The following is a 22,568-nucleotide window of genomic DNA, read 5'->3' on the forward strand; positions in this document are numbered from 1 at the left end:
AAGCAGGGATTGCCCTCGATCAGCAATTCCAGGGTCCCCGCTAGCGACCGCCTCAAACAATAAGCACAATCTTACCCTGCAGACTGCCGCGCGAAGCCCGCTGATGCGCATCCGACGCCCATTCCAGCGCGTAAGTACTATCGATCACCACGCGAACAATACCGTCGTCCAGCAGGCGACCGGCTTCTGCCAGTTGGGCACCGTTGGAGCGCACCTGCGTCGAGGACACCGTGATCCCCAGGGCCGCGGCTTCTTCATTCCCCGAGAACCCCAACGGGTTGACCAGGAAGAGCGCGCCGCCGGGCTTGATGATGCTCAGGAAGCGTTCCATGTTCGCGCCACCTACAGCGTCAATCACCAGATCCACATCCGTGGCCGCTGCTTCGGCTGCTGTCTTTGTGTGGTCGATAAACTCTTCGGCGCCCAGGTCGCGAAGCAGGCGCTCGTGTTTGCCGGAAGCGACCGCGATCACGCGCGCGCCTTTCCATTTGGCAACCTGTACCGCGAGATGCCCCACGCCACCTCCCGCACCGTTCACCAGCACGGTCTTGCCGGCAAGCGGGACCGGCGCATGCCGAAACGACTGGAACGGATTCGGCTCGTCATGGCCCAGGTCAATCAGCAACTGCCAGACCGTGAGCAGCGACATGGGCGCACCGGCGGCCTGGATGTGGTCAATGCCCTTTGGCTTCAAAGCCAACTCGTCCTCATGGACGCATATGTATTGAGCGTAGGCGCCGCTGCCGGTCATCAGGTCCTTCGGAAAACGCACCATTGCATAGACTTCATCGCCGACGCGGAACCTGGACGCTCCGTCGCCAATGGCCGCAACCTCCCCAGATACGTCAGTGCCCAAGATCAACGGAAACGTTGGGTTGGGTCGCCATTCAGGGGGGAGTGCCCGGTAGCCTTCTCGCAGATAGAGATCAGGCGGATTGAGACCGGCTGCATGGACGCGGACGAGTACTTCGCCGCGTTGTGCGCTGGGTCTGGGCGCATCTTCATAACGCAGGACCTGAGGGCCACCAAATTCGTGCAATCGCACGGCTTTCATTGTGTCGTTCATCACCACCTCGTTCAGATTGATAAGTACGACTTAGCGTAAGCCTTGCCTGGCAGGTTGATAATGGGGCTGGAACTCGTTTCAATGGTGCCATGAAGGAACCAATTGGATTCGAACGACTCAGCGGGCTGATTGCATTTGCCCGCGCGGGCTCCCTGGGTAGCTACAGGGCGGCAGCCCGCTCGCTATCGGTTTCGCCCTCGGCGATCAGCAAGAGCATCCAGCGGTTGGAGCGTCATTTTGGTGTTTCCCTGTTCACGCGCACCACACGCTCACTCACCCTCACGCCTGAAGGTCGCGACCTTCATGAACGCGCGTTGCAGTTGCTGCGACAGGCAGAAGAAATCGAGCAGGTGGCAAAATCCGCACGCTCGGAGCCGGCTGGCACGTTACGGATTGCAGCGCCACTCCCGATTGGGTTGCACCTGATTGCGCCGCTCATCACGGCGTTTCGTAAACGCCACCCCAAGGTGCTGATCGACTTGCGCCTGAGCGACCAGATCGTGGACCTGGTCGAGGAACGCATAGACCTTGCGATACGAATCGGCGAGCTTGCGGATTCCTCGCTTCTGTCTCGCCGACTCCTGCCGTACACCCTCGGTTGTTACGCCTCACCTGAGTATCTGGCCAGGTGCGGTACCCCTCAGCATCCGGATGAGCTGGTGGGGCACGAAACGGTAAACCTGCGCTATCAGAGCTCCGGCAAGGCTTTACGCTGGCCGTTTCGTATCGGGGACAAAGAAGTCGAGATCCTGCCGTCATCGCCTGTCATCGTTGATGCAAGCGAGGCCGTCCTGGCGGCAATGGCAGCGGGCGCGGGCATAGGAATCGCCGCGAGTTTCATGGCGGCTCCCAGGGTGCAGCGTCATGAGCTGATACCGGTATTGTCTGAGTTCGCCGTGGAGCGGCACAACATCACGGCTGTTTGGCCTGAGAGTCGTCGCACCAATCCTGCGGTGCGCGCATTTCTGGAGATGCTGATCGAGCTGCATGATTGAGCGCAGCGACAAGACAAAAGGCCCGCATGTGCGGGCCCTGGGTTGTGCCGATTGAATTACTGCGCGGCTTTCTCGATCAGGCTGGCCACCACCTTCGGGTTGGAAACCATCACCACGTGGGAAGCACCTTTCACCACCACGGTCTGTTTGGAGTGCGCACGCTCGGCCATGAACGCCATGGCTTGAGGCGGGATGTTCTTATCCTTGTGGGTTTGACGTTCGCAGCGTGGGCAAAACCGGCGGCGATGAGGCCGGAATTATGACTATGCTCATCGTTACAGCAGGTATTGTATTGGTTTTCAATTGTCAGCCGTCAAGGAAAGGAGTCCACATGCGTCTTCAGGCCCGGTCCAATTACAAAATCTTGTGGCGCTTCGCAGGTTGTATGGCCTGGCTGGCGATGATTACCTCCCATCCTGCCCAAGCGGCTGACGACGGCGTCGCCCGTGGTCCTACCGCCAGCCAGAGCATTGCCTTCAGCAATTCCTACGCAGGCAGCGACTTTCGCAAGGTGATGGTGCGCAACTGGCAGGAGATTGCGACCCAGGCGCAAAAGGATGGCTTGGTCCGCGAGGCTCCGGTGGTCAGCGCCAATAACTCAGCGTCGGAACAAGCGGCCCATATACAGGAGTTGATCGTCCAGGGGGTGAACGCCATCGTCATCCTGGCCGCGTCCGACACGGCCCTCAATGGGGTGATCCGCGATGCCTGTAACGCCGGCATCGTGGTGGTGGTCATGGCCAGCCTCGTCACCGAGCGCTGCGTCTATACCGTGGACTACAACTGGTCCGCGATGGGCCGCGTGGAAATGGACTACATCGCCAAGCGGCTCAAGGGCAATGGCACACTGTTGGAGATTCGCGGCATCGCCGGCGATGCCACTGATCAAAACATCAGCGACGGTATTCGCAAGGCCGCCAGCGACTATCCAGGACTGAAGTTCGCCAAGACCGTGTACGGGAATTGGACGGCTTCCGTCGCCCGCAAGGAGGTGGCGCTGGCGCTGCCGTCGCTGCCCGGTATTGATGCCGTCGCGACTCAAGGGGGCGATGGTTATGGCGCGGCCATGGCGTTCAAGGCGGCGGGGCGCCCCCTGCCGATCATCGTGATGGGCAACCGCCAGGACGAACTTGCCCTGTGGAAACAGGAGCGCGATGCCAATGGCTATGAGACCGTCTCGGTCTCTGCCTCCCCGAGCGTCTCGCAGGTAGGGTTTTGGGTGGCCCAGCAGATTCTGGCGGGCAAGCAGGTGCCGAAGTTCGTCGAGGTGCCGCTGGTGCGCATCGATGCGAAAGACCTGGACGCCTGGCTCGCCACCATGCCGGCGGGCGGCGCCGCCAATCCCTCCTACGACCAGGCGTCCGTGGCGGCGATGATTGACGCAGCCGCCCACAATACAGCGCCACCGACGCCTGTGCCGGAGGTGACGAAGCAATAGCGGCGGGCGAGGAGGCGAGGCGCCATGCTGAAACTCAAACCCGCCAGGGACACACCGATTGCCGTCAGGATTGGCCTGGCGGTCGCCGCGCTGGTGTTCCTGATGCTGGCGGTATCGCTGGTGAACCTCTATGGCCTGCGAGGCATGGTCCGTGCGGTGGACTCCTCCAGCCACTCCGCGGAAATCCTGGCGTCCGTCAACGGAGCCACCGGGCGGGTGGAAAACTTCATCGCCACCCGCGACCAGCAAAGCCTGTCCCAGGCCGAAAGCATGGTGGCGAACGCTATCGCTGGTCTTACTGCGATTCCGGCGCAAGAGGCGCAATCGCTCAAGGGCAGTCTGCAGAGGCTTGCCGCGGCGATAGCAGCCTTGCGAGCGGCGAGCCTGACCATGGATGGCGAAACGGACAACATGACGGCCCATTACGGCCGGATGCGAGAGGCGACGCTTCTCATCGAGCAGGGCATTGCCGATGGGTTGAAGGGACTGGATTCCCGAACCACTGAACACCAGGCGCGGGCGAACGATGTCGAAGGCGCCCATCGTATCCTCGATACCCTGCGCAACGGCGAGCAGGTCATCACGGCCAATGTGGCGAAGGTGCTGGTGTCAGTGGATGCCGCCGCCGCTACGGCGGCGCGCAATGCTTGCGCGGCCCTCCCGCCCGTGGTCGAGCAACTGCGCGAAATGATGGTGGCGCCACATCAGCTAGAGGCGCTGAACCAGATGGATACGGCGATCGCCGCTACCAGCCTCACGCTCGAACATCTTGGCGAGGCGCCCAGGCTTCGGGGAGCCGAGGCTCTGCGGCATCTGGCCGCCGTCGGGAATGCGGCCGAGCGCCTCGAGGCGATGTTGGGTGAGGTGGAAGAGGGCGTTGCCCATGCCGCCGGCGACATTCAGGCCGCAACCGGCTTGCTGCACAATGCAGCTGCGCTGTCCAAGCGTTTTGCCGAGCGGGTCGCCACCCTGGAGGCGCAAACCTTGTCGTTTCGTCTGGCGCCGTCGACCGAAGTCGCTGGCGCGGTCGGCGCAATCCTGGACGAGCTCTCGCGTCTCGCTCGCGTTCTTCCTTCGACCGTGGCCCTGCAAGACAAGGCGACGGCCCTGACGGTCAGCGATCAGATCGCCGGCTACCGAGCGGCATTCGCCAGGTTCCAACAGGCGAGCAATGCCTTGGGCGATGCCCGCGATCAGGTTCGCAACGAGGCGCGCAGCGCCGGCCTGTTGGTAGCGCGCTTCGCTGGCCAGGCGCGCTCCGACGCCGTGGCCCACAATGATCGCGGCATGCTGGCGACCCTGGTCGCGGGTACCGTCGCCATCTTGCTGGCCGGCGCCATCGCCTGGAGCACGTCGCGGTTTATCGCGCAGCCCATCGTGGCGCTGGCCTCAGGCATGCGCCGGCTCGCCGCCGGCGACTTGAACGCCAGGATCAGCAACGGCGGACGCGGCGACGAGATCGGGATCATGACCCGCGCCGTACGGGTGTTCCAGGAGAATGCCCTGCGCATCCGAGTGCTGGAGGCCGAGGCCGAAGCCGAACGACAGCAAGTCCAGGCCTCGTTGGAAAGAATGGTCGCCGAACGGACCGAAAAGCTCCACCAGCAGACCGAGATGCTGGAGGCGCAAGCTGTAGAGCTCATTCAGGCGCGCAACCAGGCCGATGCGGCCAACCAGGCAAAGAGCGACTTTGTCGCCACGGTCAGCCACGAACTGCGCACGCCCCTGACTCTCATTCTCGCCCCTCTGGAGCAGCTTTCGGCGGCCACCACGCCACCGGCGGACTGGCATGTGCAAATCGACCGCGCCCAACGCAACGCGCTGCGCTTGATGAACCGGGTGAATGACATCCTCGATTTCTCCAAGGTTGAAGCGGGCAAGTTTGAGTCACATCCGGCGCCCATTGACTTGAACAGGGCAGTGGGCCTATTAGCCGAGGACGCCGCCCTGGTGGCCGAAGGCAAAGGCTGCACCTTGACTTGGAGCATCGACCCGGCGCTTGCTACCGTGTTTCTGGACCCGCGACACTTCGAGAAGATTGTGCTCAACCTGGTGAGCAATGCGATCAAGTTCACACCCGCTGGCGGCACCGTGCACCTGGCGGTGACAGCACTTGAAGACGAGCGATTTGAATTCGCGGTACAGGATTCAGGCATCGGCATTGCGCCTGACAAACTGCCGCTGCTGTTCCAGCGTTTTTCCCAGATCGATAACTCCGCCACACGCAACTACAGCGGCACCGGCATCGGTCTGGCGCTGGTCAAGGAGCTGGCGGAACTGATGGACGGCGAAGTCGGCGTCAACAGCGAACCTGGAAAAGGTTCCTGCTTTTTTGTCCGGCTTCCGCTCGGGGTTGAGCCCAACACGGTGCCGACCGAACTCAGCGATGTGCATGAGCAGTCATCACCGAGCACAACCGAACAGCGTCATTTGCGTTTCGACGACGGCCATCATGGCAGCAGCCACGAGCGAGTGTCGGTGCCAGGAGTAAACGACGAGCAGCACCCGGAACGCGCCTCGCAATCCCGGGTGCTCGTGGTAGATGACAGCCCGGAAATGCTCAGCTACCTCAGCGAACTCTTGCAAGATGACTACACCGTCGCTACCGCCGCTGATGGAGAGCAGGCCTGGGCACTGTTGCAGCGTCGACCCATCGATATCATCGTCTCGGATGTGATGATGCCGCAGCTCGATGGCATCGGCCTGACAGCCCGAATCAAAGCCAGTGCCGGTTTCGCCCATCTGCCGGTGATCCTGTTGACCGCCCGCGGTGGCAGCGAGGCTTGCGTCTCCGGGCTCGAGAGTGGCGCCGATGACTATATCGCCAAGCCTTTTTCGCCGCTGGAGCTCAAGGCTCGCATCCGCGCTGCGCTACGCATGAGCCAGATCCAAGCCGAACTGCAGGCAAAATCCCGTCAGGCCGGCATGGCCGAAATCGCCACGGCTGTGCTGCACAACGTCGGCAACGTCCTCAATAGCGTGAACGTGTCGGCCGAAACCGTCAGCAGCCAGATGCGCGCCTCCAAAGCCCAGGGATTAGGCAAGGTGGCTCATTTGATGAATGAGCACGTGAACAACCTGGGAGAATTTTTCACCAGCGACCACAAGGGAAAGATGCTGCCCAGCTACCTGCTCAAGCTGGCGGAGGCGGTGACGGCAGAGCAGCATGGCATCATCGAAGAACTCGGGCAGCTCACCAAGGGCGTGGAGCACATCAAAGCCATTGTCGCCGCCCAGCAGTCCTACGCCGTGACCGTCAGTGTTGTCGAGAGCGTACTCATCCCTGAGCTGATCGATGATGCCTGGCGCATGAGCGCCGGATCACCGACGCGCCAGGAAATAGCGGTGGTCAAGGAAATGACCGACTTACCCTTGCTCTCGCTGGATCGACACCGAGTGCTGCTCATTCTGGTGAACCTGATCCGCAATGCCAAGCAGGCGTTGCAGGGCGTGGATGATCGAAGCCCGTGCATCGTTTTCGGCGCCTCTCTGGTTGAAGGCTCGGTGTTGCGTATTACGGTGACTGACAACGGAAACGGAATTGCACCAGAGCATCTGAAACGCCTGTTTACCCATGGCTTCACCACCCGCAAGGAGGGTCACGGATTCGGCCTGCACAGCTGCGCGCTGGCGGCGCAGGAAATGGGCGGCAGCTTGACGGTGCACAGTGACGGGGTTGGACAGGGCGCTAGCTTTATCCTCGAAATACCGATTGATGCTTCGCGCTGAACACCGAATTGGCTTCAGCAACGAAGCTCTTACTTAAACGGACGAGTATCGATTATCGTGTTTAACATAATATACATTATGTGTACTCATATAAACACTCACGGGATGGGTTTTGATGGACGCGCGACGCTCAGTCAAACTCGCCAAGGCTGACGCCGATGACGCAGCGCTGGCCTTGGCGCCTTCGACCGTCAATCAAGCCAAGGTGGAATTGGGTGAACCTGGTGCGCACTGGTGGGACGACGGAGCACCTGATGTAAACTTGCCCTTCGATAACCCACATGCAAATCCAGAACCTTGGTTGAGATCATGAATCGTCAGAAAAAATTGCAACAACTATTCAAGGCGAAAGCCAAAAAGGCCAGCGCCAAGCTGGCGCCGAAGAAGCCCAAGTACATCAGCAAGGCTGACCGTTTGAAGATGGCTGCCGAGGGCGAGTCGGAGACAAGCCTCATTACTGAGAACTGAACGCGACAAAAGCTGTTTAGAGGAAGGCGGCATTGATCAATGAATACCAGACCACGGTCTTGATCTAATGCGCGCCCTGCCCTGATCAACTCATTTCAACACCAGCATCCGATACACTCCCGCTTCGCTTTCAATCCCGTGGGTGTCATGTGTGAACCCGGGGAACGATTTGTCGAAGCTCTCCAACGCCTTGAGATACGCCAGCAGCGGCCCGTCTGAAGGCCCGGCGTCTTCCCCCGGCATCAACAATGGAATCCCTGGCGGATAAGGCACGATGCCGGTGGCCGCGATGCGCCCGGCGGCGGCTTCCAGGCTGACTGGTTCGACCTCGCCCTTGACCAGTTTCTCGTAGGCCTCCACCGGGCTGAATACCGCTTTGGGTAACGTACCGAAAGCCCGGGACATGGCCGCGGTGGTCCTGGTTTTCTTCATTGCGGTGAAGATCTCTTTCGCCAGGTCCTTCAAACCCATGCCGGCGTAGCGTTGCTGATTGGCAGTCACCAGATCCGGCAAGCACAGTTCGAGCTCCAGGTTGGTGTCGTAGTCGCGCTTGAAGTCCAGCAACGCGTTGACCAGCGTGCCCCACTTGCCTTTGGTGATGCCGATGGAGAACAGGAAGAGGATGGTGAAGTCCGTGGTTTTCTCGACGACGATGCCTTGATGCCCCAGGTAGGCGCTCAACACACAAGCGGGTATGCCGAAGTCGAGCAGATTGCCGTCGTCGCCCATGCCTGGACTGAGGATCGACACCTTGATCGGGTCGAGCATGCAGTAGCCGTCTTCGATATTGCCGAAACCATGCCAGACCTCGTTAGGATGCAGCACCCAGCAGTCCGGGTCGGTCTTGAGCCTGATGGGATCGACTTCATGGAACGCGACCGCCGTTTCACCGACCTGCACCGAAGGCGGCTGCCAGCACGAGAAGAACCAATCATCATTGCCCGAGATCTCGTTTCGCATGCGTGAGATGACCTGGCGGAACGCAATGGCCTCCTCGATCGATTCATTGGTCAGGATCTGCCCGCTGGGCGCTTCCATCATTGCTGAGCTGACATCGCAGGACGCCATGATTGCGTAGTTCGGCGAGGTCGAGGCGTGCATCATGAACGACTCGTTGAATCGCCCGTGGGGAATCGGGTTGCGGCCGTTACGCACATGGATCATCGAAGCCTGGGACAACGCCGCCAGCAGCTTGTGCGTCGACTGTGTAGCGAACACGGTTGGCTTGCTCGGATCGTGATCGTCCGGGCTGCCGTGCATCGCAAAGCGGTCCTTGTACAACGGGTTGAAACGCGCATAACCATACCAGGCCTCATCGAAATGCAGGCGATCGACGCTCTGCCCCAACAGTTCTTCGACGCGCGTAACGTTGTAGGTCAGGCCGTCGTAGGTAGAGTTGGTGATGATCGCGTGTACCGGCGTTGGATCAATGTGATCCTTGACCAGCGGGTTGTCGGCAATGGCAGCCTTTACGCCCTCGGCGCTCAAGGTTTGCGGCAGGATCGGGCCGATGATGCCGTAGCGGTTGCGCGTCGGCACCAGGTACGTAGGAATCGCGCCGGACAATGTCATCGCATGCTCGGCGGACTTGTGGCAGTTGCGGTCGCACAAGGCGATCTGATCGCGGGTGACACTCGCCATCAGGATTACCCGGTTGGACATCGAGGAACCGTTGGTGACGTAGTACGTGCGATGGGCGCCGAACACCTTCGCCGCATAACGTTCGCCCTGGCCGATGGGGCCGCTATGATCGAGCAACGAGCCGAGTTCACCCACCGAGATCGACAGGTCCGAGCGCAACAGGTTTTCCCCGAAAAACTCGTAGAACGCCCGGCCGGCGGTACTTTTGAGAAAAGCCGTACCACCCGCATGCCCAGGAGTGTGCCAGGAATATTCATAGCTGCGGGCAAACTTCAGCAGCGCGCCGAACATCGGCGGCAACACTGCCTGGCGGTAGCGTTCGATGGCGGCCATGATCCGCCCGCTCAGGAAGCGACTGGTGTCTTCGGGCAGCCAGATGAAGTCGTCGGCGTGCTGCATGACGATCAGCGGCACGCTCGACGCGGTGCTGCGATCGCTGATCAGGAATACAGGCACGCGAGTGTTACGCTCGCGCAGGGTCGTGAGCAGGTCGATGCATTCGCGATGATCTGCGCTGCTGTCCATTTCCCAGCTGAGCAATACGCACTGGATCGCCGGATCGCTGCTGAGGATCGACTTCGCATCGCTCAGGCTTTCGGACGTCAGCACGCTGATGGCGCGCTCTTCCACATCACTGATCAGCTGGATCAGCGCCCGGCCGAACACGCTGCGTTTGTCCGGCTGGTTGCAGACCAGCAACGCGAGCATGCCGAGCAGGTGTCTGTTTTGCGTCATGATTGAGGCTCCAGTCTGGCCGATTGCAAATGATTGGCCGGCAGGTCATTCACCGGGACAGGTTCGCCAACGATGTGTTGCGCCGCCACGGTCTGGGTCGGAACGCTGTTGTTCACGGCCTCCAGGCGGATCAACCGCGTGTTGACGAAACCGAACAGCGTGTAGCCGATAATGGTTGCAACGCCGCCCAGCATCAGCGCCTGGGCGCCCGAGCTGTACAGCGCCAGGTAACTGTAGGCCGCCGCGATGCCGGCGACGATGTTGGTGATGAGCGCTTTGTTGGCCGGGACACCGGACACTTTCTGCAGGGTCATCAAGGTGGCCATCGACAGGATGTACGGCACCAGGTTGGTGACTACTGCCAGGTTGACCAGGGTGTCGAACTGCTTGGCCAGGTCGGGGCTGATCGTCAACAACGCCATGGCCGTTTGCATGGCGAGCAGAATCAGCATGCTGATAATCGGCACACCGTGCTTGTTGGACTTGGCGAATATCGGCAGGAAATACCCGGTGTCCGCCGAGCTCTTGAAGACTTGGGCAACGGTGAACTGCCAACCCAGCAGCGAACCGATGCACGCCAGCACCATCAGCCCCATGACGATGTCGCCGACCAGGGGTGTGAACATCTTGGCGAAGACCAGCCCGAACGGCGCGGTGGAGCTGACGAGTTCAGCGTTACTCACGATGCCGGCGATGACGTTGGTGGACACGATGTAGATCACTGCCGCGCCCAACGTCCCGCCGAGTACCGCGATGGGTACGTTCTTTTCGGGATTCTCCACCGCATCGCCGTTGGCGCAGGCCGATTCAAGCCCGAGAAACGCCCAGAGCGTGATCGCCACCGAAGCCCCCGCCGCTTCGTACCAGGTTTTATCGTGGGGGTTCCAGCCGGCGGCGTAGACGCTGCTGTCGAACCAGAACCAGCCAATGGTCGATACCAGCACCACCGGTGCAATAACGCCCCAGACCGTGACCGCGCCAATCTTGCCGGTGATGCTCGCCCCGCCGAAATTGGCGAATGTGGTGATCCAGAGCAACGCGATGGTCGCCAGGCCGACTTGCACTGAGTCAAGCTTGATTCCAAAGAGCGTCTGTATGTAGCCGACCGCGGTAATGCTGATCGCCACGTTGGCAATCAACAGCGACAGGCCGTAGGTGTAGTTGGTGATGTAGTTGCCGGATTTGCCGAACGTGTACTCGGCATACCCGCCCATGCCGCCGGTCTTGCGGCTGAGCATGCCGCAACGGGCGAAGGCGTAAGCCAAGGCCAGCGAGCCTGTTGCGGTGATCAGCCATGAAAGGATCGAAATGCCGCCGACCTCGGCGAGTTTGGTAGGCAAAAGCACGATGCCTGAGCCCAGCATGTTGACGGCCGTCAACATCGTGAGCTGCCCTACACTCATTTTCTTGGCCACCTGGAGTCCCTCCCCGCTATCGTCCGGGTTCAAGCTTAGCTGCACAATCTGTATCCCGCAGACATTTGGCTTGATTAGCGTCGACATTGACTCGGGAGGAACATCCATCCGGTAAACAACAGCTCTGGGCGTCTATCCGATCAAGCCTCTTTCTATCAGCGGCTGATCCCATTTCGGCTCGCTGCCAATCTGTTCTGCCAGGAAGTCGATCAACCGGGCCACTTTCAATGCTCCACGCTGGGCTTCTGGATAAACAGCCACGAAGTCCAAAGGCGGTAATCTGTACTGGCTCAGCACTGGAACGAGCCTGCCATTGATCAAGTCATCGCTTGCTATAAGCGTGGGCAAGCAAGTGATCCCTGCCCCACTCAGCGCGTAATCGCGTATCAGGTGAAGCGAAGAAGACCGGAGCTGACCGCGCAAAGTGACTTCAATGGAGTCGCCTCCGTGGCTGAATTGCCAACGGTTTCGTGACGCATAACCACCGTAGAGCGCCATAGGGTGGTCATGAAGTTGCGAAGGATGCTCCGGGGCTCGATGCATATCCAAATATTCGGGTGCGGCGCAAAACAAACGATAAACGGTGAAAAGCTTCCGCACCACTACGCGCTCTGTGGTTGCTGGAAATAGCTGGAACGCGACATCAAACCCTTCTTCGATAGGTCCTATGACTCGATCATTAACCACAACATCAAAGTCAACGTCAGGATATTGCTTGGTAAATTTCGCCAGCAACGATCCTAGATGGCCGATTGCAAATCCCTGAAGCACCTGCACTCGTAACTGGCCGATGAGATTTGAGCTTTGGTGACGCATCTTTTCAGTCAAGCCGTGAAAGGAAGCGATCATGTCTGCACACTCCTGAAAGTATGATTCTCCTACATCAGACAGACGAACTTGACGGGTGCTTCGGTGAAACAAAGCTGCATTGATGAACTTTTCAAGCTGTTGCACCCGGAGCGTGACCACTGACCGGGTGACTCCAAGCTGTTCGGCGGCTTTGGTGAAGCTCCCCGTTTGTGCTACCCGCACGAACGCTTCAGTGCTTAGCAGACGATCCATTCTTGTTCTCCTAGGTCGATCTATCTCGAAAAGCTCGGGAAAGGCTATCACAGTGCATCGGCATCGCAGATTCCGGCGTGCCTCCAGGGGCCGCGCAGCCTTGCGCAAGTACGTGTCTGCAGCCCCAAGCTCCTCGGCATTGTTCGCGGTTCGCGAACAGTCATTTCGCCTGGATTGGCCTTGTTCCGAAGCCACGGCAATCGCTAACGTAGGGGCGTGCAGACAACAACAAAAAGGCAACTAACATGAAACCAGAACGCCCTCCTTTCCCCACTCCAACTGCATCTTACGTTTTCACAACAGACGATCAGCGAACTCCTAATCCCCCGCGTAATTCGATTTGAATACTTCGTTAGTTGGCATTTCCCAAGCGACAAGTAACCGATTTGTTTTCATTGCACTCGTATTTGCAAGCGTTCCAAGGAGTACGTGATGTCGTTGGATATTGAATCTACCGAATTAATAAACTCGCTGATCCAGCTGGGTCTAAAGCCTATTCATCAAATGACCCCCGCTGAGGCGCGTAACGTGATGGCTTTTGCCCGCTCGGTTACACAAGAGCCTGCTATGTACCGCGTTGAAGATGTCCAGCTGGACACTGCCCGCTTGCGTGTCTATGTCCCCACTGAAGTCACTCGCGGCGTGATTTTGTACATCCATGGAGGCGGATGGGTATTGGGCGGGCTGGATGACTTCGACCACTTTGCTCGCTTGCTGGCGAAAAAGTCCGATTGCACGGTGGTGTTACTTGAATATCGCTTGGCGCCGGAGTTTCCATTCCCCGCGGCGTTGTTGGACATTGAGCTCGCACACCAATGGATAACGGACCAACGCCACAATTTGACCGGCCTGGATCGCCCTCCTCTGATCATCGCCGGTGACAGTGCCGGAGGTAATCTGGCCGCAGTCTCTGCGCAACGGGCGAGCAAGCGTGGCCTGCCCCGCTGGGATGCGCAGGTCCTGATCTACCCCGTCACCCAGTCGAATCTCGATATGCCCGGCTACCACGCCTCGGACCGGCAGTTGCTGCTCTCTCGGGAGGATATGCGTTGGTTTTGGAACCATTACTTGGCCGATGCCGGGCAACGTGCACTCCCCGCCGCCTCCCCGCTCGCCACAGACGATCTGAGAGGACTGCCACCGGCGATTGTAGTTACGGCCGAATTCGATGTGCTGCGCGAAGAAGGACAAGCCTACGTCGACCACTTGCAAGCAGCCAGCATCGAGGTCAGCCATAAGTGCTTCGATGGGCAGATGCATGGATTCATGACGTTCCTGACATTGCGCGCCAGTACGCAGGCGCTCGACTGGGTCGCCGATCAGATTGGCCGGCGACTGGACGCGCTCTGAACGCCCCCTGGTGTTGAGCACCGCCACCTAATAATAAGACCAGGTACAGATATGAATATTTACAACCGAACGCTTTCGATCCAGGCCCTTGATGAGCAAACGCTGAGATCCCATCTGGGCGAGGCTGACCTTCCAACACTGCTGATGTGCGTCGCTCATTTGACTGGCGATCTGAGCCTGCTCAAGCCCGCATGGAAGCCTGTGTTGGTAATGGGCGCCCCGCAAAGCGCACTGAGCGAGACCCAAGAGCAAGAAGTGCGTGAGCTGTGCGTGGAGAAACTGATCGAGTTCAGAGATAGCGGTCGTCCGGTTCCAACGCGCCCGACCAATGACGAACTGTTCACCATGATCACTTGGCTGATGGGACCGGGGGTGGAAGCCTATCTACCGATAGTGGCTGAGGAAATGGTCAACGCCGATGAAGACCTGCGTGCGCCGAGCTGGAACAAAGTACACGTTGCACCCGGGCGTGACTTTAAGGTTGTGATCATCGGTGCCGGTGAAAGTGGCTTGGTCGCAGCCTTGCGCTTGAAGCAGGCAGGGGTTGCGTTCGTGATTTATGAAAAAGGAGACGATGTAGGAGGCACCTGGCGTGAAAACAACTATCCGGGGTGCCGCGTCGATATTCCAAGCGTCGCCTATAGTTTTGCGTTCGCGCGAGCCACTTGGGACGACCATTACAGCCCTGCCCCACAGGTCTTGAGCTACCTTCAGGAAGTAGCTCGGCAGAACGGTTTATATGAGCACATCGTATTTAATGCTGAAGTAACCGATGCCCGTTGGAATCAGGCCAGCCAGCATTGGAACATCAGCATTAACCAGCCAGACGCAGCGCAGGAAATTGAGGCCAACGTGGTGATTTTTGCCGTCGGCCAGCTAAACCGCCCGTTGATTCCGGCGATACCCGGAATCGAAAGTTTCCAGGGGCAAGCATTTCACTCGGCCCAATGGGACCATGACACCGATTGGACCGGCAAACGCGTGGCAGTCATCGGCACGGGCGCCAGCGCGGTGCAGTTCATTCCCCACTTGGCTAGTACCGCCGCGGACCTGAAGGTATTTGCACGCACCAACAACTGGTTGTTGCCGACGCCCGATTTACACGAGCGCGTTTGCGCAGGAGCAAAGTGGCTGCTGGACAACGTGCCCAACTACAGCCTGTGGTTCCGGGCAACAGCGATTCTGCCACAATCCATCGGGTTTCTTCACGCCGTCACCGTTGACCCGGATTACCCCCCTACCGAAAAAGCGGTCTCTGCGATTAACGAACACTTGCGTCAAGAACTGGGCGGCTGGATGGAGGCGCAAATTGCCGACCGCCCTGATTTGCGTGATGCCTTGATCCCTGATTCGCCGGTTGGCGGCAAGCGCATCATCCGTGACAACGGTACCTGGATTGCGACACTCAAGCGCGACAACGTACGCCTCATCCGCGAACCGATCGAATCGATCAATCCTACGGGCATCTGCTGTGTCGATGGGACAATGCATGAGTTCGATCTGATCGTCTACGGCACTGGCTTCCAAGCTTCAAAGTTCCTGATGCCTATTCGGGTGACGGGGCGCGACGGTATCGATCTGCACACCGAATGGAAAAGCGACGACGCACGCGCCTATCTGGGCACGACCGTTCCAGGATTTCCCAACATGTTTTGCATGTATGGCCCTAATACCGGCTTGGTGGTCAATAGCACGATCATTCAGTTCTCAGAATTCACGGCGACCTATATCACCGATGCGATTCGCCTGTTACTTGAAGGTGGACACAAGAGCATGGAGGTGAGGCAGCACGTCTTCGAAACCTACAATCAGCGAGTCGATGAAGGAAACCGCTTGCGGGCCTGGGGCTTTTCCAAAGTCAACAGTTGGTACAAGAACAGCAAAGGCCGAGTCACCCAGAACTTTCCTTTCGAAGCGGCAGAGTTTTGGCGGCGAACCCATCAAATTGAACCCAGCGATTACCTGCTTTCCTGAAGCAGTGCGCTTACGCCGACAGCAATAAATAGGCATTAGCTGAGTGCGCTTATATGCATGGGCGCGGTGTTTCATCGTGGGCGGACCGCCACGATTTGCGAGGTATCCGATGAATACGAAAATAGAGCGTAGTGCGCTCGATGCCATTGGCGCCGAATCCCGGCGTTTTATCGAGTCATCCAAAGGACATTACATTAATGGTCGCTGGCATCGCCTCGGCGAAACGTTTGCAATTATTGATCCCTCGACCGAGCTGCAAATTGGCCAGTTGTATGAAGCCGATGCCGATACTGTCGAACAGGCAGTAGCTGCAGCCAGCGCCGCGTTTGAGGAGGGTTCTGCGTGGCGCACAATAGTGCCGTGTGAGCGCGAAATACTTCTGCACAAGCTTGCTGATGCGATTGCAGCAGACCGCGATACGCTGGCTGATCTTATCGCCATCGATCTAGGCCTGCCAAAAAGCGCCGCGTTAGCGTTTGAAGTTGCAAAAGTGATTGATGTTTTCCGCTACTACGCCGGTTTCCCCAGCAAGATCACAGGTGAAACCCTTGATATCGACCGGGCAATGGGGGACGCGGAATTTTTTGCCTATACCACTCACGAACCGGTCGGCGTCGTCGGTGCGATCCTGCCGTGGAATGCACCGTTATTGGTGGGCGCTTGGAAAATAGCGCCAGCCCTCGCCGCAGGCTGCACACTGGTGGTCAAGCCTGCGGAAGACGTTTCGCTGGTGATATTGCGACTTGCGGAACTGGCAAGTAACGCCGGCCTGCCAGATGGGGTGCTCAATGTTGTAACCGGCTGCGGCGCAGTGACGGGCCAAGCACTGATCGAGAACAGCGGAATCGATAAGTTTGCGTTCACAGGTTCAACTGACATTGGAAAGCGTATCTACAAAGCCGCAGCCGACCGCCTGGTGCGCGTCAGCCTTGAGCTCGGCGGGAAAAACCCCGTTATCGTTTTGCCCGATGTCGACATAAATGCGATCGCCCCGGCGTTGTGCATGGCTGCCTTCGCCAACTCGGGACAAATATGTGTTTCAGGCTCGAAAGTCATGGCCCACGCCTCGATTGCAAAGGACCTGGTTAAAGCAATGGCGTCATTCGCGGAGACGCTGGTGCCGGGTTCCCCATTCGACACTGACACCATCATGGGTCCGGTATGTTCGAAAAAACAATTCGATCGGGTGATGGCTTATATCAGGCAGGGCGAAGAGGAAGGAACATTAGTTGTCGCACAACAGCCGCCGACATCCCCTGGCTTCTTCATTAGCCCCACGATCATCACGGAACTTCCCCCACAGTCCAAGTTGTTGCACGAAGAAATTTTCGGCCCGGTGATTACTGTCGAAACCTGGACCGATGAGCGTGACGTTATCCAACAGGTGAATCGCTCGGCTTATGGACTTTGCGCCACGATCTGGGGCAACCACCACGGCAATGTGCAGAGACTCGCGAAAAGGCTTCGCACCGGCACGGTGTTCATCAACTCCCCAGCCTTCCCGCCCGCCAATATTCCCACCGGAGGATTTCGCCAATCTGGGGTTGGACGGGACCTGGGTAGAAAAGGTCTCGAAGGTTTTCTCGAACCGAAGTCCGTTATCGCTCGCATCAACTGAGGAACTTGATCATGTCCATGCTTGCAGAAAAGGATCGTGAGGTTGAAATCGCCTTGGATGAGAAATTCTTGTCCATGGGTGTAGGCAGAACAGCCCCACCGGGTGGTTTTTTGTACCCGGAGGCGTACGGCGCCAAAGCCGGCAACGACTTGCGCAAGGCTTTCAAGATGGTCACTGGCGTGAGTGCCACTTATGACGACAAGCAAGCCTTCAGGATTGCCATGTCGGGCTGGGTCGGAGATCCGTTGTCCGACACGGCAATCCTCAAGATTCGCCGGGAAGGTCGCGATGTACATGCTGTCATGCAAAGCTTTTTGAATGAGGGCATCAAGGGGGTCGCCAATGCCCCCGAAGAGCTGGAACAGATCTGGCAGCAAGTCAGCACGCCACCCCAATGGCTCGACTGGAAGCGTATTGAGAACGGAGCCAGGATATATCGCCGATTTGGCGTGGAAGGCCACAGGTATCAGGGCATCGGGTCATTGGATATGTACCGAGTTCTGTCGATTGCCAGAACCTTGATGTCAACCGGTCAATATGCCGACGATACTGCCTACAAGCGCTACCTGCTGACATGCAACTTCTGGACTCAGATTTCCGAGCCTGAGGGCATGAAGACATTCAGCGAGGGCTGGAAGGTAACACTGAGAGTACGCTTGCTGCATACATTGATTCGCCGCGCAGTATTCGGCTCCCCTCGCTGGGAACCCGAGCAGTTCGGGATGCCGATCAACCAGAGCGGCATGTTGACCGCGCCGCTGATTTCATCGGTCATGATGTGTAAGTCCTTGCAGATACTGGGCTACAAAGTGACTGATGAGGAAGTCGAGGATGTGATTCATCTCTGGCAGTATGTGGCGTATGTCATGGGCTACCAGCAGGACAATGTTTTCCCCTCGGACATCAATGGCGCGGTGCAGGCCATGCACGACTCGTTGTTGTTGAATCCTCCAAGCGAGGACCCGGATTGCATTCGACTCGGCCAATCTTTCTTCGACAGTTTCAAACCCGACAAAGATGCGGGCTTTCTACAACGCGCCCGTCAATGGGTCGACTACAAGATCGGCATTGCCCACTCCGCGTTTTTCGTGTCGCCAGACACTCGCAGGGCCATGGGGGCACCCAACCCGTGGTTCTGGGCAGCGCTTTATGTGTCCACCCAGTTTCCGAAAAATCGCATCCAGGATCTGCGTCGCTTGCGTAGCCCTGCCTATGCATCGGCACTGGATGAAAAAGTTCGCGCAGCGCGCAGACACTGGCTTCAAACCCAGCTCACGGACGCGGACATGAACTACCGGCCAAAATCAAAGTACTGACACGCGTTGCTGCAGTTAAAAATCTTCAATCAATAGACAGCCATAAATAAGTTCAGAACTTTTTCTGAGCCGACCCATTTCATTTATAACCATAAAAAGAGAATGAAAAAATGAAACGCTCTACTTGTGTGCACGTGTTTTTGTATCTTTTTCCTGGCGCCGTTTATGCCGGCGGGTTTGACGGACTGGCCCTTGGTGTGTCGCCGATATTTGAGTCTGGCACTTATGCCGAGCTGACCCACCACTGGATCAGACCCGACATAGAAGGCACCGACCCCGCTGGCAACAAGACGGGGAATCTGGTCAGGAGACTGGACAGCACCAGTGGCGCATTCAAATTCGATGTCAATGATGACTTTTCACTGGCGCTGTTGACCGACGAGCCTTATGCCCGCAGTCCCTACTATCGCGAAGGCCCAGCCCAGGGACTCAAGGCTTCGTATAAGAGTCGCGACTGGACGATCATTGGTCGTTACAAGCTGACGCCCGAGTTGAGTCTATTTGGTGGGCCATTCTCGCAATCCCTGGAGATTGCCGCCCACCTTCCTCAGCAGTTGACCGGGATTGAATACTCCCTGAAGTCCGATCCGGATACCCGTTATGGCTACACCGTGGGGATGGCCTATGAACCGGCCCCGTTTACCCGCGTCTCCTTGACCTACAAATCGAAGGTCCAGCACAAGATAGACGGTACAGAGAACGGAATGGATTCAACCATCCGGCAACGCACGCCTGAGTCAGTGGCATTGGATGCGCAAATGCCAATCAGCCAGAATACCCTGCTGTTTGGGTCGGTATATTGGGCCAAATGGACCGGGGTATCGCTTGCTCCTCCGGTGTACACGGCGACATTCGGTGCGCCGGTCAAGGTTTTCGAGCACAACACCATCCGCTACACGCTGGGCGCTGGATATCGTATCAACGACAGCGCGACACTGATTGGCGCTTTTATCTATGAAAAAGAGAACGAAGGATTCTCGCCACTCGCCCCCACCTCTGGCGTCAAAGCCCTCAGCTTGGGACTGAAATACGACGTGGGTCACGGCTTTAATATCACCCCCATGGTGACCTATAACAAGTTTGGGGATATGTCGAGTCCGGTATTTGGCGAGTATCGAGATAACTCGATGACGATTTATACATTGAAAACAAGTTATCAATTCTAGTTACATTCGGGAACGTGCACGGATTTCCAATCCGTGCACGACAATCCAGCAAGCCTTTACTTGCGAGCCTCCAGTATCAAATTGAACGGTGTTTCAGCCGCACGGCGCAGTTGGGTGAACCCTGCGGCATCAAACACCTCACGCAACCTCCCCTCCCCAGCCTGCGCTCCCAAACCCAGCCCCACTTCCTGGGACAACGAATTCGGCGTGCAGATGAACGTGGAGGCGGCGTAGAACAGCCGTCCGACGGGGTTTATGTTCTCGTCGAGTGTGTCTTTGGCATAGGGCTCGACCAGCAGCACCGAGCCGTCGGCCTTCAGGGCTCGATAGGCGTGCTGCGCGGCGCCGACCGGGTCGCCCATGTCGTGCAGGCAATCGAAGTAGCAAATCAGGTCGTAATCGTCACCGGGAAAGTCCTTGGCGGTGCTCTGGGCGAACGTAACCTGCTCAGAGACGCCAGCCTCCTGGGCGCGCTGCGTGGCGGTGGTGATGGACGGTGCGTGATAGTCGAAGCCGACGAAGCGCGACGCCGGGAAAGCCTGCGCCATCACGATGGTCGAAGCGCCGTGCCCACATCCGACGTCCGCCACGCGGGCGCCGGCGGTGAGTTTTTCCACGACACCTTCCAGCGCCGGCAGCCACTGCGACACCAGGTAAGTCTTGTAGCCGGGTCGGAAAAATCGCTCGGTGCCGCTGAACATGCACGGATGGTGCTCCCCCCACGGCAGTCCGCCGTCACCGCGCATGGCCGCCACCAACTTGTCCTTGTCGTGGAACATCGACGCCACCACCATCACGCCCCCCGCCGCGTACACCGGCGAATCCTCAATCGCCAGGGCCAGCGCTTGTTCTTCGGGTAACACGAACTGGCCGTCGCGGTGCTCCATGTAGCCGGACGCCACGTGAGCGCTGAGCCATTCTCGAATCAGCCGCCCGTTGCAGCCGGTCCTGTCGGCGAGCTGCTGGGGCGTTATCGGTTGGCTATCGGCCATGGCCTTGTACAGCCCGAGTTCATCGCCCAGGATGACGTTGGCGAGCATAGCCGAGGCGCCCATATCGGACACCAGCTTGCCCATGAACTCATTAAGTTTTGCCTCGTCCATTACGTACCCTCCTGTGAGAAGGCCACCGTCGACACGGGCATGCAGGACCTGAAAACTGTTGCGGTGGTCGGATGGATTGGCCTGCGGCCTTGATCACCGCAGGGAGAATCAGTCTAGTCCCCGACAAGCGCTTACGTTATCTGACGCGACGCCCGGCACCGCGGCGTCGCGTTCGTCCTTGCTGTGCTGCGATCAGAAACTCATCGTATAACGCAGGATCAAGCGGTTTTCGTTGGCACTGTCAGCGTAGGTCGAACGGTTGGTGGAGTTGCGCCATTGAACCCCCAGGCCCTTGATCGGCCCGCTCTGGATGACATAGGCAATATCAGTTACACGCTCCCATTCCTCGCCGTCCTGTCCCTCGGCCCGCAATGCCGCCGCTTGCCGGGTGCTCAGCAACGTGGGGTCGACGTCGTCACCTTTTACGTACCTCAGGGTCAGGGTCAGCCCAGGGATGCCGGCACTGGCGAAGTCATAGTCGTAGCGGGCAAACCATATCCGTTCATTCGGCGCCGTGAAGGTACTCACCAGCGACTCGGCAAACAGATAGGTGTCGCTGCCGTTCACGAAGGCAAAGGGCGTGTCTCCCCAAGCTTTCTGGTAGCCGCCGCCAATGGTGTGGCCTTTCAGGCTGTAGGCGAAGTAACTGCTCAATGTGCGGTTATCCACTTCGCCCAGGCTTTCATTTCCGCTTTCCCTGGCATCGAACACGCGCACGTCGGAAATGATCGCGCCGGTGGGCAATGGCTGATTGAGCTTCAATCCATAGAAGTTCGAGCGATAGAGATCCTCCAGTTCGGCGACGTGATAGCTCAATGTCAGGGTCGGGAGGACTTTGTAGTCCAATGCCAGGTAGTCGAAATGATCGGCCTCGGCAGCGCGGTAACCAAACGCGGTGAGGGATTCAAAGTCAGTGGAATTGCGCTGCCTCACGGCGTTCACCCGAATCGCAGAAACCGTCAGCGAATCGACGTCGTTGGACACCAGCGAGCCACCACGGAACACCTGAGGCAACAGTCGACTGTTGTTGCTCCATAACAGCGGCATCAGCGGGCTGAGGCCGCCAATCCGCAAGTCGCTCTTGCCCATGCGTGCCTTGGCCGTCAGGGTGTATTTACCGTATTCATCCTCGACGTTTCGCTGCCTGTTGTACGCCAGCAGGCCCGAACCGGTTCGATCGCTGCTGGAGTCGAGCTTCAGTCCAAACAGCCCCTGGGCGTCCAGGCCGAAACCGATCGTGCCCTCGGTGAAACCAGACTGGAGATTGAGAATGAAACCCTGCGCCCATTCGTCTCGCTTGTTCTGTGCAGCGCCCTCATTACGATAGTCGCGGTTGTAGTAGAAGTTTCTAAGCTCCAGGCTCCCTTTAGCATCATTGATGAAATCGGCGAACACCAAAGGGGTTGATGTAAGTGTTGATATTCCAACCAGGACCACCACAGGGGATTTCGACATACAGGCACCTTTTGTTTTTGTTGTGTGCGTGAAAGCC

Annotated in this window: 16 protein-coding genes and 1 pseudogene; 10 read left to right on the top strand and 7 right to left on the bottom strand. The window is 58.3% G+C overall.

What is annotated here, in order from left to right:
• Positions 1 to 52: 52 nt before the first annotated feature.
• Positions 53 to 1,066, bottom strand: a complete 1,014-nt coding sequence (locus RGM2987_RS20810) for an NADP-dependent oxidoreductase (protein ID WP_245144707.1) — start codon at positions 1,064 to 1,066, stop codon at positions 53 to 55.
• Between the two features lie 89 nt (positions 1,067 to 1,155).
• On the opposite strand from RGM2987_RS20810, the gene RGM2987_RS20815 reads away from it, so the two are divergent.
• Positions 1,156 to 2,061 carry a LysR family transcriptional regulator gene (locus RGM2987_RS20815; protein ID WP_245144708.1) on the top strand — a complete coding sequence of 302 codons (906 nt, stop codon included), beginning with the start codon at positions 1,156 to 1,158 and terminating at the stop codon, positions 2,059 to 2,061.
• A gap of 56 nt (positions 2,062 to 2,117) precedes the next feature.
• Here RGM2987_RS20815 and RGM2987_RS20820 read toward each other — a convergent pair.
• A pseudogene (locus RGM2987_RS20820) lies at positions 2,118 to 2,267 on the bottom strand (alpha/beta hydrolase); the annotation flags it as partial.
• 125 nt (positions 2,268 to 2,392) lie between these two features.
• On the opposite strand from RGM2987_RS20820, the gene RGM2987_RS20825 reads away from it, so the two are divergent.
• The 4 genes from RGM2987_RS20825 to RGM2987_RS20835 all read left to right on the top strand — a co-directional run bounded on the left by RGM2987_RS20825 (position 2,393) and on the right by RGM2987_RS20835 (position 7,696).
• Complete coding sequence (locus RGM2987_RS20825) at positions 2,393 to 3,499, top strand: ABC transporter substrate-binding protein (protein WP_245144709.1); 1,107 nt, start codon at positions 2,393 to 2,395, stop codon at positions 3,497 to 3,499.
• A 24-nt stretch (positions 3,500 to 3,523) separates the two neighbouring features.
• Positions 3,524 to 7,228: an ATP-binding protein gene (locus RGM2987_RS20830; RefSeq protein WP_245144710.1), complete on the top strand. Its 3,705-nt coding sequence runs from the start codon at positions 3,524 to 3,526 to the stop codon at positions 7,226 to 7,228.
• 115 nt (positions 7,229 to 7,343) lie between these two features.
• A complete protein-coding gene (locus RGM2987_RS27595; RefSeq protein WP_348529649.1) occupies positions 7,344 to 7,541 on the top strand; it encodes a hypothetical protein in 198 nt (65 codons plus the stop codon).
• On the top strand, positions 7,538 to 7,696 hold the full coding sequence (locus tag RGM2987_RS20835) for a DUF2986 domain-containing protein (protein WP_245144711.1): 159 nt from the start codon (positions 7,538 to 7,540) through the stop codon (positions 7,694 to 7,696). The genes RGM2987_RS27595 and RGM2987_RS20835 overlap by 4 nt, the downstream gene beginning before the upstream one ends.
• A gap of 90 nt (positions 7,697 to 7,786) precedes the next feature.
• Here RGM2987_RS20835 and RGM2987_RS20840 read toward each other — a convergent pair whose 3' ends face one another.
• From RGM2987_RS20840 to RGM2987_RS20850, 3 genes are all read right to left on the bottom strand, one after another.
• The gene (locus RGM2987_RS20840) at positions 7,787 to 10,072 is read right to left on the bottom strand and encodes an Orn/Lys/Arg decarboxylase N-terminal domain-containing protein (protein WP_245144712.1); all 2,286 of its coding nucleotides are present in this window, start codon (positions 10,070 to 10,072) and stop codon (positions 7,787 to 7,789) included.
• Positions 10,069 to 11,475 (bottom strand): putrescine-ornithine antiporter, encoded by a 1,407-nt coding sequence (gene potE, locus RGM2987_RS20845; protein WP_245144713.1) that lies wholly within the window; start codon positions 11,473 to 11,475, stop codon positions 10,069 to 10,071. The genes RGM2987_RS20840 and potE overlap by 4 nt, the downstream gene beginning before the upstream one ends.
• Positions 11,476 to 11,619: 144 nt before the next feature.
• On the bottom strand, positions 11,620 to 12,549 hold the full coding sequence (locus RGM2987_RS20850; RefSeq protein ID WP_245144714.1) for a LysR family transcriptional regulator: 930 nt from the start codon (positions 12,547 to 12,549) through the stop codon (positions 11,620 to 11,622).
• A 432-nt stretch (positions 12,550 to 12,981) separates the two neighbouring features.
• Between RGM2987_RS20850 and RGM2987_RS20855 the strand changes: the two genes are divergently transcribed.
• From RGM2987_RS20855 to RGM2987_RS20875, 5 genes are all read left to right on the top strand, one after another.
• Complete coding sequence (locus RGM2987_RS20855) at positions 12,982 to 13,899, top strand: alpha/beta hydrolase (RefSeq protein ID WP_245144715.1); 918 nt, start codon at positions 12,982 to 12,984, stop codon at positions 13,897 to 13,899.
• Between the two features lie 51 nt (positions 13,900 to 13,950).
• On the top strand, positions 13,951 to 15,873 hold the full coding sequence (locus RGM2987_RS20860) for an NAD(P)/FAD-dependent oxidoreductase (RefSeq protein WP_245144716.1): 1,923 nt from the start codon (positions 13,951 to 13,953) through the stop codon (positions 15,871 to 15,873).
• A 109-nt stretch (positions 15,874 to 15,982) separates the two neighbouring features.
• Positions 15,983 to 17,491, top strand: a complete 1,509-nt coding sequence (locus RGM2987_RS20865; protein WP_245144717.1) for an aldehyde dehydrogenase family protein — start codon at positions 15,983 to 15,985, stop codon at positions 17,489 to 17,491.
• 11 nt (positions 17,492 to 17,502) lie between these two features.
• The gene (locus RGM2987_RS20870; protein ID WP_245144718.1) at positions 17,503 to 18,807 is read left to right on the top strand and encodes an oxygenase MpaB family protein; all 1,305 of its coding nucleotides are present in this window, start codon (positions 17,503 to 17,505) and stop codon (positions 18,805 to 18,807) included.
• 110 nt (positions 18,808 to 18,917) lie between these two features.
• Positions 18,918 to 19,973 carry an outer membrane protein transport protein gene (locus RGM2987_RS20875; RefSeq protein ID WP_245144719.1) on the top strand — a complete coding sequence of 352 codons (1,056 nt, stop codon included), beginning with the start codon at positions 18,918 to 18,920 and terminating at the stop codon, positions 19,971 to 19,973.
• Between the two features lie 56 nt (positions 19,974 to 20,029).
• On the opposite strand, the gene RGM2987_RS20880 is transcribed toward RGM2987_RS20875, so the two are convergent.
• Both RGM2987_RS20880 and RGM2987_RS20885 read right to left on the bottom strand, forming a co-directional pair.
• Positions 20,030 to 21,076: a class I SAM-dependent methyltransferase gene (locus tag RGM2987_RS20880; protein ID WP_245144720.1), complete on the bottom strand. Its 1,047-nt coding sequence runs from the start codon at positions 21,074 to 21,076 to the stop codon at positions 20,030 to 20,032.
• A gap of 192 nt (positions 21,077 to 21,268) precedes the next feature.
• Positions 21,269 to 22,531 (bottom strand): OprD family porin, encoded by a 1,263-nt coding sequence (locus RGM2987_RS20885; protein WP_245144721.1) that lies wholly within the window; start codon positions 22,529 to 22,531, stop codon positions 21,269 to 21,271.
• Between the last annotated feature and the right edge of the window lie 37 nt (positions 22,532 to 22,568).

This window comes from Pseudomonas sp. RGM2987, assembly GCF_022952855.1.
In the GTDB taxonomy this organism is placed as follows: domain Bacteria; phylum Pseudomonadota; class Gammaproteobacteria; order Pseudomonadales; family Pseudomonadaceae; genus Aquipseudomonas.

Excerpts from the sequence above, each read along its gene's own strand:
- RGM2987_RS20810 (WP_245144707.1), bottom strand. The coding sequence starts at position 1,066 with ATGAACGACACAATGAAAGCCGTGCGATTGCACGAATTTGGTGGCCCT.
- RGM2987_RS20815 (WP_245144708.1), top strand. The coding sequence starts at position 1,156 with ATGAAGGAACCAATTGGATTCGAACGACTCAGCGGGCTGATTGCATTT.
- RGM2987_RS20825 (WP_245144709.1), top strand. The coding sequence starts at position 2,393 with ATGCGTCTTCAGGCCCGGTCCAATTACAAAATCTTGTGGCGCTTCGCA.
- RGM2987_RS20830 (WP_245144710.1), top strand. The coding sequence starts at position 3,524 with ATGCTGAAACTCAAACCCGCCAGGGACACACCGATTGCCGTCAGGATT.
- RGM2987_RS27595 (WP_348529649.1), top strand. The coding sequence starts at position 7,344 with ATGGACGCGCGACGCTCAGTCAAACTCGCCAAGGCTGACGCCGATGAC.
- RGM2987_RS20835 (WP_245144711.1), top strand. The coding sequence starts at position 7,538 with ATGAATCGTCAGAAAAAATTGCAACAACTATTCAAGGCGAAAGCCAAA.
- RGM2987_RS20840 (WP_245144712.1), bottom strand. The coding sequence starts at position 10,072 with ATGACGCAAAACAGACACCTGCTCGGCATGCTCGCGTTGCTGGTCTGC.
- potE (WP_245144713.1), bottom strand. The coding sequence starts at position 11,475 with ATGAGTGTAGGGCAGCTCACGATGTTGACGGCCGTCAACATGCTGGGC.
- RGM2987_RS20850 (WP_245144714.1), bottom strand. The coding sequence starts at position 12,549 with ATGGATCGTCTGCTAAGCACTGAAGCGTTCGTGCGGGTAGCACAAACG.
- RGM2987_RS20855 (WP_245144715.1), top strand. The coding sequence starts at position 12,982 with ATGTCGTTGGATATTGAATCTACCGAATTAATAAACTCGCTGATCCAG.
- RGM2987_RS20860 (WP_245144716.1), top strand. The coding sequence starts at position 13,951 with ATGAATATTTACAACCGAACGCTTTCGATCCAGGCCCTTGATGAGCAA.
- RGM2987_RS20865 (WP_245144717.1), top strand. The coding sequence starts at position 15,983 with ATGAATACGAAAATAGAGCGTAGTGCGCTCGATGCCATTGGCGCCGAA.
- RGM2987_RS20870 (WP_245144718.1), top strand. The coding sequence starts at position 17,503 with ATGTCCATGCTTGCAGAAAAGGATCGTGAGGTTGAAATCGCCTTGGAT.
- RGM2987_RS20875 (WP_245144719.1), top strand. The coding sequence starts at position 18,918 with ATGAAACGCTCTACTTGTGTGCACGTGTTTTTGTATCTTTTTCCTGGC.
- RGM2987_RS20880 (WP_245144720.1), bottom strand. The coding sequence starts at position 21,076 with ATGGACGAGGCAAAACTTAATGAGTTCATGGGCAAGCTGGTGTCCGAT.
- RGM2987_RS20885 (WP_245144721.1), bottom strand. The coding sequence starts at position 22,531 with ATGTCGAAATCCCCTGTGGTGGTCCTGGTTGGAATATCAACACTTACA.